We start from the raw sequence: 13,837 nt of genomic DNA, 5'->3' as shown, positions 1-13,837 counted from the left end.
GGGACCAGAGGGGGACGTTTTGACCGTTCAAGTTTTCGCCTTCTACCTGTTCGCGAGCATCGTCGTGGCATCCGCCACGATGGTCATTCTCGCGCGCAATCCGGTGCACAGCGTGCTCTGGCTCATCCTGGCGTTCTTCAACGCGGCGGGACTCATGGTGCTGCTCGGCGCCGAGTTCGTCGCGATGCTGCTCGTCATCGTCTATGTGGGTGCGGTCGCCGTGCTCTTCCTCTTCGTGGTGATGATGCTCGACATCGATTTCGCGGAGTTGCGAGCCGGTTTCGTCAGTTATTTCCCGCTGGGCGGCGCAATCGCGCTGATCCTGCTGGTCGAGCTGGTGCTGGGCATCGCCATCTGGCAGGCCGGTGAGGTCACGCTCGCGCAGCGGGCTGCGCCGACACCGACGGACATGCCGAACATCCAGGCGATCGGCGCGCTGCTTTACTCGCGCTACATCTTCCTGTTCGAGGCGGCCGGGCTCATCCTGCTCGTTGCGATGATCGGCGCCATCGTGCTGACGCATCGCGCCCGGGGCGGCGTGCGCTCGCAGGACATTGGCAAGCAGGTCCGCCGCCGGCCCGAGGATGCCGTGCGCAACATCGATCAGCCGGTGGGCAAGGGGGTAGAGCTGTGATCGGCCTGGGTCATTACGTCGTCGTCAGCGCGATCCTTTTCGTGCTCGGCGTGCTCGGCATCTTCATCAACCGCAAGAACATCATCGTCATCCTGATGGCGATCGAGCTGATCCTGCTGGCGGTGAACATCAATCTCGTCGCGTTCAGCGCCTATCTGGGCGATCTGGTCGGGCAGGTCTTCGCCATGTTCGTTCTGACGGTGGCCGCCGGTGAAGCGGCGATCGGTCTGGCGATCCTCGTCATCTATTTCCGTCAGCGCGGCACTATCGCCGTCGACGATGTCAACCAGATGAAGGGCTGATCGCGTGATCTCAATCATCGTCTTCGGTCCGCTGCTGGCCGCGATCATCGCGGGGCTGGGCCAGCGCGCCATCGGCAATGTGCCGTCCAAGATCATCACGACGGGCGCGCTGTTCCTCTCCTGCGCGCTCTCCTGGCCGATCTTCATCTCCTACCTTACCGGCAATGCGCAGCCGCAGATTGTCGAGCTGTTCACCTGGATGCGCTCCGGCACGCTGGACGTCAGCTGGGCGCTGCGGGTGGATTCGCTCACGGCGACGATGCTCGTGGTCATCACCAGCGTTTCCGCGCTCGTCCACCTGTATAGCTGGGGCTATATGGACGAGGACCCGGATCAGCCGCGCTTCTTTGCCTATCTCTCGCTGTTCACCTTCGCGATGCTGATGCTGGTGACCGCCAATAACCTGCTGCAGATGTTCTTCGGCTGGGAAGGCGTGGGACTGGCGTCTTATCTGCTGATCGGTTTCTGGTACAAGAAGCCGTCGGCGGGCGCGGCAGCCATCAAGGCGTTCGTCGTCAACCGCGTCGGCGACTTGGGCTTCATGCTCGGCATCTTCGGCATTTATCTGGTGTTCGGCACGATCGACATTCCGGCGATCCTCGCGGCCGCGCCGACCATGGCCGGCTCGACCATCGGCTTCCTCGGCATGCGCCTCGACACCATGACGGTGCTGTGTCTGCTGCTGTTCATCGGCGCGATGGGCAAGTCCGCGCAGCTCGGCCTCCACACTTGGTTGCCGGACGCGATGGAAGGCCCGACGCCGGTCTCCGCACTGATCCACGCCGCGACCATGGTCACGGCAGGCGTGTTCATGGTCTGCCGCCTCTCGCCGCTGTTCGAGACGAGCGCGACGGCCATGGCGGTGGTTACCATCGTTGGCGCGGCAACCTGCATCTTCGCCGCCACCATCGGCACGGTGCAGACCGACATCAAGCGCGTGATCGCCTATTCGACCTGCTCGCAGCTCGGCTACATGTTCTTCGCCGCTGGCGTCGGCGCTTATGGCGCCGCGATGTTCCACCTGCTCACGCACGCTTTCTTCAAGGCGCTGCTGTTCCTCGGTGCAGGCTCGGTGATCCATGCCATGCACCATGAGCAGGACATGCGCTATTATGGCGGCCTGCGGAAATCGATCCCGATTACCTTCTGGACGATGCTGCTCGGCACGCTGGCCATCACTGGCGTCGGCATTCCTGGCACCTATTTCGGCTTTGCCGGCTTCTTCTCCAAGGATGCGATCCTGGAGAGCGCTTTTGCGGCGGGAGGCCACGGCACGGGCGCGTTCTTCGTCGGCGCCTTTGCTGCGCTGCTCACCAGCTTCTACAGCTGGCGCCTGATGTTCCTGACCTTCTGGGGCAAGCCCCGCTGGGCAGGCAGCGAGCACATTCAGCACGCTGTGCATGACGCGCATGGGCATGATGCCCACGGCCACGGTCATGACGACCATGCCCACGCCGAAGCGCACGGCCATGCCGAGCATGGCGCGGAGAATCCGCCGGCGCAGGAAGATGCGGGTCATGATCCGCACGGCCATGGCGTAGATGCGCAGGCGACCGGCACGGCAGGCTATCATCCCCATGAGAGCCCGCTGGTCATGCTTATCCCGCTGATCGTGCTGAGCCTTGGTGCGGTGCTGGGTGGCTATGTGTTCTACTACAGCTTCTTCGGGGTCGAGGAGGGCGCCCGCTTCTGGGCGGCCAGCACGCTCTATTTCAACGAGCATCTGGTCCATGCCGCGCATGAAGTGCCGTTCTGGGTGAAGGCGACGCCGGCCGTCGTCATGCTCACCGGCCTCGTCATCGCTTGGCTGGCCTATATCCGCCACACCGACTGGCCGGCCAAATTCACGGCGCAGTTCTACATGCTCTACGATTTCCTGCTGCATAAGTGGTATTTCGACGAGCTGTATGATCTCATCTTCGTTCGCCCGGCCATGTGGCTTGGCCGCGTCTTCTGGAAGGGCGGCGACCAGGGGGTCATCGATCGGTTCGGTCCCAATGGCGCGGCGGCAGTCGTCGTCGCCGGCAGCCGGGTCACGCGAGCCATGCAATCGGGCTATCTCTATTCCTATGCGCTGGTGATGCTGATTGGCCTCGCCGCGGCAGTCACCTGGGCGATCATGCCGAAATGAGCCAGAGCTTCCCCATCCTTTCGCTGATGCTCGCCGTTCCGATGATCGGCGCCATCGCCTGCCTGTTCGTCTCGGCGCAGTCGGCGCGCTGGATCGCGCTTGCCGCGACCCTGATCGACCTGGTGCTGGGCGCTATCCTCTGGCTGAGCTTCGACATGACGCCCGGCGCGGCGGAATGGCAGTTCACCGAATATGCGCCGATCTTCGGGCGGTTCGCCTGGGCGCTGGGCATCGACGGCATCGCGCTGATGCTGATCGCACTCACGGTGTTCCTGATGCCGATCTGTATCGGCGCCAGCTGGGAATCCGTGAAGGACCGCGTCGGCGAATATATGGCTGCGTTTCTGTTCATGGAGACGCTGATGATCGGCGTCTTCGCGGCGCAAGACATCTTCCTCTTCTACATCTTCTTCGAGGCCGGCCTCATCCCGATGTATCTCATCATCGGCATCTGGGGCGGCGCGGACCGGATCTACGCCAGCTACAAATTCTTCCTCTATACGCTGCTCGGCTCGGTGCTGATGCTCATCGCGATGCTGTGGATGGTCCGCACGGCCGGCTCCACCGCCATTCCGGTGCTGATGGCCTATGACTTCCCGCCGCACGCGCAGACGTGGCTCTTCCTCGCCTTCTTCGCTAGCTTCGCGGTGAAGATGCCGATGTGGCCGGTCCACACCTGGCTGCCGGATGCGCACGTGCAGGCGCCGACCGCAGGGTCGGTGATTCTCGCCGGCGTGCTGCTCAAGATGGGCGGCTATGGCTTCATCCGCTTCTCGCTGCCGATGTTCCCGGTCGCCTCGGCCGAACTGGCCTGGCTGGTCTGGGGCCTCTCGATGGTCGCGGTGGTCTACACCAGCCTCGTCGCGCTGGTGCAGAGCGACATGAAGAAGCTGATCGCCTATTCCTCGGTCGCGCACATGGCGATCGTGACGGTCGGTCTGTTCGCCTTCAACCAGCAGGGCGTCGAGGGCGCCATGATGGTGATGCTGGGCCACGGCCTGGTTTCCGGCGCGCTCTTCCTGTGCGTGGGCATCATTTATGATCGCCTGCACACTCGCGAGATCAGTCGCTATGGCGGCCTTGCCGTCAACATGCCCAAATATGCGCTGCTGTTCATGCTCTTCACTATGGCCTCCGTTGGCCTGCCGGGCACGAGCAACTTCGTTGGCGAACTGTTGTCGCTGATGGGCATCTATCAGGCATCGAGCTGGGTCGCTTTGGTCTGCACCACCGGCATCATCCTGGGTGCCGCCTACATGCTGTGGCTCTACCGCCGCGTCGTGTTCGGCGATCTGGTCAAGGATGACGTGCGCGCCATGCCGGACCTCTCGGCGCGCGAACTGGCGCTGCTGGTGCCGATTGCCGCCGGAGTGCTGTGGATGGGCGTCTATCCCGAAAGCTTCCTGGCGCCGATGCGCGGCAATGTCGCCAGCATCGTTGCCCGCACAGAGGCGGTGAAGCCCGCCGGTGACGCCCACCTCACCAAGGGCACGGGCAAGGCCGCTACAACACATCATGAAGAACACGCCGAGGGGGCGCACTGATGGATAGCCTGGGCGTATTTGCTTCGGTCCTGCCGGAAATCACGCTGACGATCTCGGGCCTGGTCCTGCTGATGGTCAGTGCCTTTGCAGGCGACAGCGCCGGTCGCACGGTGAGCTGGCTCTCGGTGCTGGCGCTGGCCGTGGCCGGGCTGCTGCTCGCCACGCCTGCGGTGAATGCCGGCGGTTTGATCTTCGAGGGACTCTACCGCGCCGATGCCTTTGCGAGCTTCGCCAAGGCGCTGATCTTCTTCGCGGCTGCGGCCTGCATCGTCGTGGCCCCGCGCTTCTTCGATGGCGACGGTGGGCTGCGTGCCGAATATCCGGTGCTGATCCTCTTCTCGTCCATCGGCATGTCGATGATGGTGTCGGCGGCCGATCTGCTGACGCTCTATATCGGCCTCGAGCTGCAGAGCCTGGCCGCCTATGTGCTCGCGAGCTTTGCCCGCAAGGATTCGCGCTCGGCAGAAGCGGGCCTCAAATATTTCGTGCTCGGCGGCCTCGCGAGCGGCATCCTGCTTTATGGCATGTCGCTGCTTTATGGCTTCTCCGGCACGACCAGCTTCACCGGTGTCGCCGCAGCGATGGCCGATGGCCTGAGCACCGGCGAGATGTTCGGCATGGTGTTCGTGCTGGCTGGCCTTGCCTTCAAGATCAGTGCGGTGCCGTTCCACATGTGGACGCCCGACGTGTATGAAGGTGCGCCGACGCCGGTTACCGCCTTCTTCGCCAGCGCGCCCAAGGTCGCTGCGCTCGCGCTGACGGTGCGCGTGGCGATCAGCGCGATGGGGCCGAGCGGCGTCGCCTGGCAGCAGATCATCATCTTCATGGCCTTGGCCTCCATCGTGCTGGGTGCCGTCGCGGCGATCAACCAGCCCAACATCAAGCGGCTGCTGGCTTATTCCTCGATCAACAACATCGGTTTCGCGCTGATCGGCCTGGCGGCCGGCACGGCCGAAGGCGTTGCAGCGGTGATGAGCTATCTGTTCATCTACATCATCATGACGGTCGGCAGCTTCATCTGCGTGCTGCAGATGCGCGATGAGGACGGCAATCCGGTCGAGACGATCGCGAGCCTCGCGGGCCTGTCGCGCTCGCGGCCGGGTCTGGCGGCTGCGCTGGCCATCTTCATGTTCAGCCTTGCGGGTATTCCGCCGCTGTTCGGCTTCTGGGCCAAGTTCCTGGTGTTCGATGCCGCGGTCGGTGCGGGCCTCACCCCGCTCGCCGCCATCGGTATTGCCGCCTCGGTCATCGGCGCCTTCTATTATCTCAAGGTGGTCAAGACGATGTACTTCGACCAGCCGGCCGAGCCTTATGCGACCGCGCGCAGCCCGCTGGAATATGGCCTGATGACGGCCTGCGCGGCGGTCATCGTGGTGGGCTATCTGCTCAACCCCTGGCTTGACCGCGCGAGCGCGGCTGCTGCGGCCTCGCTGTTCTGAAATCGCTTGGCATCGCCTCGTGAGCGGGGCGGTGCTGCAGCGCCTGACGAGCGTGTCCGTTATCCTCAGTCACAGCATGGCTGAACAGGGGTTTGGCTAAGTGCCGCGCGAGCGCATCCATGTCGTGCCGGAAACCGGCTCTACCAACGCCGATCTGCGCGCGCAGGCCGATGGCTGGCCGGACGGACACTGGCTGCGCGCCGAGCGCCAGACGGGGGGGCGGGGGCGGCTCGGTCGTGAATGGCATAGTCCGACGGGTAATCTCTATGCCTCGACCCTGATCGCACTGCGGCCGGATGATCCGCCCGTCACAGGCATCAGCCTGATGATGGGGATCGCCGTGCACGATGCGCTTGCGAGCCTCGCCGGGGCAGCGCCGATCCTGCTGAAATGGCCCAATGACCTGCTGGCGGACGGGGCGAAGCTCGCCGGCATGTTGCTGGAGCGGGAGGGGCGGGCGATCATCGCCGGGGTCGGCATCAACATCACCAGCGCGCCGTTGCTCACGGACCGCGCGACCGTGGCGCTGAATGCCTTGCCCGGCGGGGCCAGCGTGACCGCCGAGACCGTCCTCGACGCGCTGGTCCTAGCGGTCGACCGGTGGCTGCTTTTCTGGCGCGCAGAAGGCATGGCCGGGCTGGTGCCGGCCTGGCTGGCCCGCGCGCATCCACTCGGAACGCCGCTGGTCGTCACCGGCACGGCAGACGCACCCCTGCACGGGCGCTTTGCCGGCCTGCGCGGCGATGGCGCGCTGATGCTCGCCTGCGAGGATGGCTCGCAGGCCGTCGTGCACAGCGGCGATGTCGGCATATTGCCTTGAATTCGACGCGGGAAACGCGCAACGCCGCCTGAGAGGATCAGCCCATGTTGCTAGCCATCGATGCCGGAAATACCAATGTCGTCTTCGCGCTGATCGCGTCCGATCGCACGATCCGCGCCCGCTGGCGGATCGCCACCGATCCGCGCCGCACCGGCGATGAATATGCCGTGTGGATCAACCAGTTGCTCCAGCTGGAAGGGCTGGGCATGAAGGATGTGACGGCGGTGATCGTCTCTACGGTCGTGCCGCGCGCGCTCCATAATCTCGATACGCTCGCCCGCAAATATTTCGGCGTCGAGCCGCTGATCGCCGGCAAGCCGCCGGTGGAATGGCATATCAATGTCGATGTGCCGATGCCCCAGACGCTCGGCGCGGATCGCGCGCTCAATGCCATCGCCGCCCATGACGCCTATGAAGGCGATCTCATCGTCATCGATTTCGGCACGGCGACGACCTTCGATTATATCGATTATACCGGCGCCTATAAGGGCGGGATCATTGCGCCGGGCATCAACCTGTCGCTCGATGCGCTGGTGAACAATGCCGCGAAACTGCCCCGCATCGCCATCGAATCCCCCCGCAACAATGATTCCGTGATCGGCCGCACCACGGAGGACCAGATGCTGATTGGTGTTTTCTGGGGATATGTGGCAATGATGGAGGGGCTGGTCATGCGGATGCGCAAGGAGATCGGCCGCCCGGCGACTGTTCTCGCCACCGGCGGCCTCGCCATTTTGTTCGACCAGAAGACCGATCTCTTCGATGCCATCGTGCCGGATCTCACATTGACCGGCCTGGCACTCCTTTATGAACGCAGCGGAAAAAGTGCATGACGCCAGGCGATGAACTTCTCTTCCTGGCCCTTGGTGGGTCAGGCGAAATCGGCATGAATCTCAATCTCTATGGCTGTCGTGGCAAATGGTTGATGGTGGATCTGGGGGTGACCTTCTCCGATCCGTCCTTCCCGGGCATCGATCTCATCATGCCGGACACCGCGTTCATCGAGGAGCGGCAGAAGGATCTGCTCGGCATCGTGCTCACCCATGGGCATGAGGATCATATCGGCGCGGTGCCCTATCTCGCGGCCGATCTCGACGTGCCGATCTATGCGACGCCGTTCACCGCCGGTCTGGTGCGGGGCAAGCTCGCCGAGGAAGGTCTGACGGACAGCGTGACGCTGCATGTCATCCAGGAGGATGAGAGCTTCGAACTCGGCGACTTCCGGATGCGCTATCTGCCGCTGGCGCACTCGATTCCTGAAGGGAATGCGCTGCTGATCGAGACGCCCTTTGGCCGCATCTTCCATACCGGCGACTGGAAGCTCGACGATGAGCCCCAGATCGGCGTGCCCTCCACGGCGGAGGAGCTGAAGGCTGTGGGCGACGAGGGCGTATTGGCGCTCGTTTGCGACAGCACCAATGTGTTCAATCCCGAGGCCAGCGGCTCGGAAGGCTCTGTGCAGGCCGATCTGCTGAGTACGGTTGCCGGCGCCAAGGGCAGGGTGGTGGTGACCACCTTCGCCAGCAATGCCGCGCGCTTGCAGACGCTGGCCAATGTGGCGCGGCTCACCGGGCGCAAACTCTGTGTCGCCGGGCGCTCGCTCGATCGCATCATCACCATCGCCAAGAGCTGCGGCTATCTGCAGAATCTGCCGCCGATGCTGGACTTCGACGCGATCATGGCGGTGCCGCCGCGCGAAGCGATGATCATCGCGACTGGCGGCCAGGGAGAATCCCGCGCCGCGCTCGCCCGCATCGCGACCGATCAACACCCGATCAAGCTGGATACCGGCGACACGGTGATCTTCTCGTCGCGCAAGATTCCCGGCAACGAACTGGCCATCGGCCGCATCCAGAATGCGCTGGCGGCCAAGAATGTGGTGATGATCACCGAGAATGACGCGCATATCCACGTCTCCGGCCACCCCGGGCGGCCGGAGCTGGCGGCGATGTATGGCTGGATCCGGCCCGAGATGATTGTGCCGGTGCACGGCGAATTGCGCCATATGGCGGAGCAGGCGCGCTTTGCCGCGGAGCAGGGCATCGAGCGCGGCATCGTGCAGACCAATGGCGACATCATCCGCCTCGCGCCCGATGGGCCGCACAAGATCGGCGAGACGCGCGCCGGGCGCCTCGTGCTGGATGGCGATGTGATCCTGCCGGCCGATGGCAACACCATGAACGAGCGCCGCAAGATCATGATCCACGGCCATATGAGCGTGGGCCTCGCCATTTCCGCCAAGGGCAAGATGCTCGGCGCGCCGGACATCCGCACCAAGGGCGTGCCGGTCGAGGATGATCGCGAGCAGTTCCTGGCCGATGCGGCCAAGGCTGTGGGCGCAGTGGTTGCCAAGGGCAAGGCGAGTGGGGACGTCGAATCCTTGCGGGAAGCGGTGCGCATCGGCGCGCGGCGCGTGGCGTTCGAGTGGACCGGCAAGAAGCCGATCGTCGACGTGACGATCGTGCAAGCCGGCTGAGGGAGGCGAGGATGCAAATCGGCTCCGCGCTGGCGATCTATTTTCTGATCTGGTTTCTCAGCCTGTTTCTGGTGTTGCCGTTCGGCGTGCGCACCAGCGACGAGCTTGGGAAGGAGAAGGTGCCGGGGCAGGCGGACAGCGCGCCCCACGAGTTCCGCTTCTTCCGCATGATCCTGCGCACGACGGTGCTCTCAGCCCTGTTCTTCGCGCTGTTCTACGCGAACTGGGAATATGGCTGGGTGACCATACGCAGCTTCGACGGGTTTTTGAACGCGCCGGAGAGCCTCCGGCAATAAGCGGGAGGCGGGCGCGCGGTTTCAGCCGCGCGCCCCGCTCAGTTCGGCCTCAATTTGGCCGAAGCCGGTCGATGCCCTGGGCAAGCGCCACGTAGAGCTTGCCGATATCCGACGAGATCATTGTCAGCGCCAGGGTGCTGCCGTCCTTGGCGGCCATCACCGTGCGCAGCAGCATTTCGAAGTCGCGGATGTAGCGGTTCACATGCTCGCGGAAGGTGGCATCGTCCTGATAGAGGGCGTGGATCTGCTTCGCCTCTGCATTGTTGACCAGCTTGGTCGCGCGCCGTGCGAATAGGCCCTGGTCGCCCTTGAGATAAGCGTTCCAGTCGCTGTCCGAGACATCCTTGTCGAACCACTTGCCGACATCGATGGCGTGCTCGCCCAATGCGCCGATGAGCATGGCCGATCGTTCGGAGATCAGATCGCGGTCCTGCGTCTCCAGCTTCTCGCGATGTGCGCTGATGGCGAGGTCGAGCGTCTTGCCGGCTTCGGCGAGGGTCAGCATGTCGCCGCTCAGCTTGTGGGTGGCCTTCTGGGCGGTCTGCGCAGCCTCGTCGGCCGCCTGAGCCAGCCGGGCCAGTTCGCTCGAGACGGTCGCCTCAACCACCTGCCGGATGGCCTTGTCGCTGGCCACTGCGAGCCCCTGCGCGGCTGCCGGGATCACGTTGTCCATCGCTTCTCGCGCGCGTGAGGCAGCAGCGTCGGCGGCATTGCGGACTTCGCCCAGCGCTTCCGCCAGACGCGGGCCGACCGTCTCGCCAAGCACCTCCATGCCACGACCTGCCTGCTCGACCGCATCGGCCAGCGCCGCGATTTGCTGGCGCTGCGCGGAAAGGGCATCCTGAGACTTGCACAAAGCCTCGGTAAGCACGCTGAGCTGGGTGTTGGTCGCCCTGTCGGACTCGCGCAACTGGCTGACGACTCCGGTCGCCACCGCTTCCACGGCTTCAAGCGCAGGCCCTGCCGTGCGGATGCGTTCGTGCATCGTGCCAAGCTGGCTTTCAACCCGGCCGATCGCGGCAGGCAGGCTCTCGTCCAGCTCGCGCACGCTGCTGTCGAGGGCGAGCAGCAACGCTTCAGTGCGCTGGATAAGCTGACCGGCATGGCCATCGCCGCGCCCCAGAGTCTCGATCAGGGCCTGGGTTTCCCCTGACAGCCGGCTGAGCGTGCCGGAAAGCTGCTGGGTGCGGGCGAGCGAGGCCTGCTCCAGCGCATCGAACGAATGGGCAAGCGCGACTGCTTGCTCGCTCGTCTGGGTCAGCCACTGCGTGCTCCTGCCGGTCTGCCCTTCCAATCGGGCATCGAGACCGTCGAGCAGGGCTTCCATCTCGCGGCAGGTGGAAGCGAAGCGATCCAGGCCGCCGCTGGATGCGCGGTCGATCGCCGCGGCGCTCTGTTCGACGAGCGCGGCCAGCGCGGCGTTCTGCGCATCGAGGCGCTGCTCGGTCGCATCGAGCACGGATTTCACGCGGTCGATGGTGAGGTCGAGACGGGCGGAGGAGAGTTCGGAGAGATTGGTCAGTTCTTCTCCCGCGTCATGCGCGCCGTCGCGCAGCCCGGAGATCTGCGCCGAGAGCGCCTTGCCGGCATCGGTGAGCTGCAGGCGGACTTCCTCCGCCACCAAAGCTGTCGCTTGCAACTGATGATCGAGCGCGTCGTGGCGCTGGCCCAGATCGCCACCGACCCGTGCGAGCGTTTCGCCCAGTGTCGCCAGCCGGTCCTCCAGCTTGGGCAGCGTATCGACCATCGCGGCGAGACGGTCGCCGACGGCACTCACGCGCGACAGCGAGGTCGTGCTGTTCTGGCCGAGCAGGTCGGTTTGCGCGGCGATTTCCGTCATGGATCGGCGCAGGGACTCGCTCGCCGCCTCGGCTGCCCGGGCGGTTTCGCGGGTCTGGCCGGCAAGCTGGCCGTTCACGTCGGTGAGCATGGTGAGGGCCTGGTGCGCTTCGCTGGTGATCAGCGCGGCGTCGTCGGCGCTGAGCGAGGCTACAGCCGCGGCCGGGCGTCGCATCAGGACCACGGCGAGACCGCCAAGGATCAACAAGGGGGCCGTCGCGACCGCGATCAGGTTGATCAGCCATGCCGAGCGCGCGCCGATGTCCGGATCGGTCCCGCTGGCGACCACAAGCGCGACCCAGCCGACGGCAATGACGCCCAAGCCCCCCAAAGCGGCTTTCCGCGCCGGGCTGAGCGGTTCGCGCTCTTTGGCGCCGCTGGCGAAGGATGTGGCCATGCCTTGATCTCCCTCAGAGGAACGATCGGGAAAGGCGGGCGCGTCCCAGCCTGCATCCGACTCGTTGCGGCGCGAGACGCCGTCCTGTTTCACGTGTTCTGGCCCCTTATTGATGCCGCTAATCTGGTCGATGTCCCGCCGATCCGTACCGTTTTGGGACGGATTTTCGACTTTTCGGGCGTCGGACATGACATTTCCTTAACATGTTCCCTCTGAGGGGGAACCCGGTTTTACACTCTGTTCACCTTTCGAAGGTTATCAGATGGCCATGGCATATGATCCTGGCACGCTCGAAGCAGCCCTTGCTGCGGCAGTCGGTTCCGACCGTGCGCTCATCGCGGATTTGCGTCGTGCATTCCTCGAAAGCGCAGGCCGGCAGGTTGATCTTCTCGCCCGTTCCCGCTGCGATGCGAACTGGACGATGGCGGCGCTGCGACTCAAGGGGCTGTGCGCCAGCTTTGGCGTTAATCGCCTGATGAACCTTGCCGACGAGGCACTGGTCGGCGCGCCGGGCGATCCGGTCATCCTGCGGCGCATCACCCAGGCGCTCGCGACGGTCGGGGCGGAAAACGAAGACTGACCGCCCGACCGCATGTGTCGGCTGATCACTCTCACGGCATCCCCCTGTGTCGAAATGGGGGCCTTGCAATCGGGCCACCGCATTGCCAGACAGATGGTCTGTGTCGAATGTCGGTCTCTAGGTAGCATCCATGGTGCTGGTCGCTCTGCTCAGTGCGCGCAATGCCGCACGGGACGGTTTGCAGTCGCCCGTGTCATCGGCGCTGCTGGACTTTGGCGGCCAGAGCCTCATCGAGTATCAGGCGCGGCTGGCGCTTGGCGCGGGCGCGGAAAAGCTCATCATCCATGCCGATGCGGCGGCGGCCGAGGCGGACTTGCCCGGCCTCACCCGCATGGCCGATCATATCGCGCGGGAGACCGATTGCCCGGTAAGCGTCGTGCGCGACATGCCGGAACTGGCCCGCACGATTGGGCCGGAAGACCTTGTTCTGCTGATGGCGGAAGGCGCGGTGATCCCCTCAGAAGCGCTCGACGCCCTGACGATCAGCGGGGGCGAGGCGGTGCTGGTGCTGCCCTCGGGCGCGAGCACGGCCAGCTTCGAGCGGCTGGATGCCAGCAGCATGTGGGGCGGGGCGTTCTGTGTTTCCGGGGCACGGCTGCTCGCAACGCTGGATATGCTGGGCGAGTGGGATCTGGTGCTCACCTTGCTCCGTCGCGCCGTTCAGGATGGCGTGGAGCGGATCATGCTGCCGCCCGAGCCGGTGCTGCAGGGGCGGCTGGCCTTCCTCACCGATCAGTCCAGTGCCGATCTGGCGCTGAATGCGCTGAGCGATTACGCCCCCGACGCAAGCTGGCGCGATGGCGGCGGCGTTGCGGCCTTGCTTGCGCCGCTCTCGCGTACGTTGCTCCGCGAGTTGATGCACCGGCAGGCGGAACCGGCGCATATCGCGCTGCTTGCCGTGCTGCTGTGCGCGGGCAGTGTGGCAGTGGGGCTCAGCGGATGGGCTTTTCCGGCGCTGCTCCTCATGCTGCCGGCGCTCGGCATCGCGGCGCTGGCAAATCGTTATGCCCAGCTGACCCTGCGGGCGACTGGTCGGCGTTGGCCGTTGGCGCTGGTGCAGGGCGGCGCGCTGCTGCTGCTCGGCATGACCGGTTTGCGGGCGGCAGGAGCGGATCCGCTGGCGCTCACCACGGTGCTGTTCGTGCTGCTGTTCCTCACTCTTTTCACCTTCGGGTCGGAACGAACGCCGCCCACCGCGCTTTGGGAAGTGCAGCTTCGTCCCGGCGTCCCGGCGGCATTGCTGATGGTGCTGGCCGGCGTTATCGTCGGCTATGTGGGAATAGCCTTTGCGCTGCTCGGCTGGGTTCTGGCCGGTCTGCTGGCCGCGCGACTGTTCCATGTGGGAAGGTCCGAATTTTAGGGCCTGTTAAGCCTGTTTG

The 13,837-nt window shown here is 64.8% G+C and carries 12 protein-coding genes; 11 read left to right on the top strand and 1 reads right to left on the bottom strand.

Going from position 1 to position 13,837, the window contains the following annotated elements:
- The first annotated feature begins 19 nt into the window (after window positions 1–19).
- The 9 genes from M2337_RS14040 (at window position 20) to M2337_RS14000 (ending at window position 9,642) form a co-directional block, all read left to right on the top strand.
- Window positions 20–634, top strand: coding sequence for an NADH-quinone oxidoreductase subunit J (locus tag M2337_RS14040; RefSeq protein WP_181560076.1), 615 nt, complete (start codon window positions 20–22; stop codon window positions 632–634).
- Window positions 631–936 (top strand): NADH-quinone oxidoreductase subunit NuoK, encoded by a 306-nt coding sequence (gene nuoK / locus M2337_RS14035; protein WP_181560075.1) that lies wholly within the window; start codon window positions 631–633, stop codon window positions 934–936. Before M2337_RS14040 ends, nuoK begins: the two co-directional genes overlap by 4 nt.
- 4 nt (window positions 937–940) lie before the next feature.
- Window positions 941–3,067: an NADH-quinone oxidoreductase subunit L gene (gene nuoL / locus M2337_RS14030; RefSeq protein ID WP_264570749.1), complete on the top strand. Its 2,127-nt coding sequence runs from the start codon at window positions 941–943 to the stop codon at window positions 3,065–3,067.
- Window positions 3,064–4,611: an NADH-quinone oxidoreductase subunit M gene (locus M2337_RS14025; RefSeq protein WP_264570748.1), complete on the top strand. Its 1,548-nt coding sequence runs from the start codon at window positions 3,064–3,066 to the stop codon at window positions 4,609–4,611. The genes nuoL and M2337_RS14025 overlap by 4 nt, the downstream gene beginning before the upstream one ends.
- The gene (gene nuoN, locus M2337_RS14020) at window positions 4,611–6,050 is read left to right on the top strand and encodes an NADH-quinone oxidoreductase subunit NuoN (RefSeq protein WP_264570747.1); all 1,440 of its coding nucleotides are present in this window, start codon (window positions 4,611–4,613) and stop codon (window positions 6,048–6,050) included. The genes M2337_RS14025 and nuoN overlap by 1 nt, the downstream gene beginning before the upstream one ends.
- A gap of 100 nt (window positions 6,051–6,150) precedes the next feature.
- The gene (locus M2337_RS14015; RefSeq protein WP_264570746.1) at window positions 6,151–6,870 is read left to right on the top strand and encodes a biotin--[acetyl-CoA-carboxylase] ligase; all 720 of its coding nucleotides are present in this window, start codon (window positions 6,151–6,153) and stop codon (window positions 6,868–6,870) included.
- A 44-nt stretch (window positions 6,871–6,914) separates the two neighbouring features.
- Window positions 6,915–7,703 (top strand): type III pantothenate kinase, encoded by a 789-nt coding sequence (locus M2337_RS14010; protein ID WP_264570745.1) that lies wholly within the window; start codon window positions 6,915–6,917, stop codon window positions 7,701–7,703.
- A complete protein-coding gene (locus M2337_RS14005) occupies window positions 7,700–9,346 on the top strand; it encodes a ribonuclease J (protein WP_264570744.1) in 1,647 nt (548 codons plus the stop codon). Before M2337_RS14010 ends, M2337_RS14005 begins: the two co-directional genes overlap by 4 nt.
- An 11-nt stretch (window positions 9,347–9,357) precedes the next feature.
- Window positions 9,358–9,642, top strand: a complete 285-nt coding sequence (locus tag M2337_RS14000; protein WP_264570743.1) for a DUF1467 family protein — start codon at window positions 9,358–9,360, stop codon at window positions 9,640–9,642.
- Between the two features lie 49 nt (window positions 9,643–9,691).
- Here the strand turns inward: M2337_RS14000 and M2337_RS13995 are convergent, their stop codons facing one another.
- Window positions 9,692–11,878 carry a hypothetical protein gene (locus tag M2337_RS13995; protein ID WP_264570742.1) on the bottom strand — a complete coding sequence of 729 codons (2,187 nt, stop codon included), beginning with the start codon at window positions 11,876–11,878 and terminating at the stop codon, window positions 9,692–9,694.
- A gap of 268 nt (window positions 11,879–12,146) precedes the next feature.
- On the opposite strand from M2337_RS13995, the gene M2337_RS13990 reads away from it, so the two are divergent.
- Window positions 12,147–12,458: an Hpt domain-containing protein gene (locus tag M2337_RS13990; protein ID WP_264570741.1), complete on the top strand. Its 312-nt coding sequence runs from the start codon at window positions 12,147–12,149 to the stop codon at window positions 12,456–12,458.
- A 130-nt stretch (window positions 12,459–12,588) separates the two neighbouring features.
- Window positions 12,589–13,818: a hypothetical protein gene (locus tag M2337_RS13985; RefSeq protein ID WP_264570740.1), complete on the top strand. Its 1,230-nt coding sequence runs from the start codon at window positions 12,589–12,591 to the stop codon at window positions 13,816–13,818.
- Window positions 13,819–13,837 lie beyond the last annotated feature (19 nt).

The sequence above is a fragment of the Sphingobium sp. B2D3A genome, assembly GCF_025961795.1.
Lineage (GTDB): Bacteria > Pseudomonadota > Alphaproteobacteria > Sphingomonadales > Sphingomonadaceae > Sphingobium.
The sequence above is the reverse complement of the archived record's forward strand: the minus strand, read 5'-3'. Positions and strand labels throughout refer to the sequence as shown.

Bases quoted from the DNA above. Each gene is read 5' to 3' on its own strand.
- M2337_RS14025 (WP_264570748.1), top strand. From the start codon at position 3,064: ATGAGCCAGAGCTTCCCCATCCTTTCGCTGATGCTCGCCGTTCCGATG.
- nuoN (WP_264570747.1), top strand. From the start codon at position 4,611: ATGGATAGCCTGGGCGTATTTGCTTCGGTCCTGCCGGAAATCACGCTG.
- M2337_RS14010 (WP_264570745.1), top strand. From the start codon at position 6,915: ATGTTGCTAGCCATCGATGCCGGAAATACCAATGTCGTCTTCGCGCTG.
- M2337_RS14005 (WP_264570744.1), top strand. From the start codon at position 7,700: ATGACGCCAGGCGATGAACTTCTCTTCCTGGCCCTTGGTGGGTCAGGC.
- M2337_RS14000 (WP_264570743.1), top strand. From the start codon at position 9,358: ATGCAAATCGGCTCCGCGCTGGCGATCTATTTTCTGATCTGGTTTCTC.
- M2337_RS13995 (WP_264570742.1), bottom strand. From the start codon at position 11,878: ATGGCCACATCCTTCGCCAGCGGCGCCAAAGAGCGCGAACCGCTCAGC.
- M2337_RS13990 (WP_264570741.1), top strand. From the start codon at position 12,147: ATGGCATATGATCCTGGCACGCTCGAAGCAGCCCTTGCTGCGGCAGTC.
- M2337_RS13985 (WP_264570740.1), top strand. From the start codon at position 12,589: ATGGTGCTGGTCGCTCTGCTCAGTGCGCGCAATGCCGCACGGGACGGT.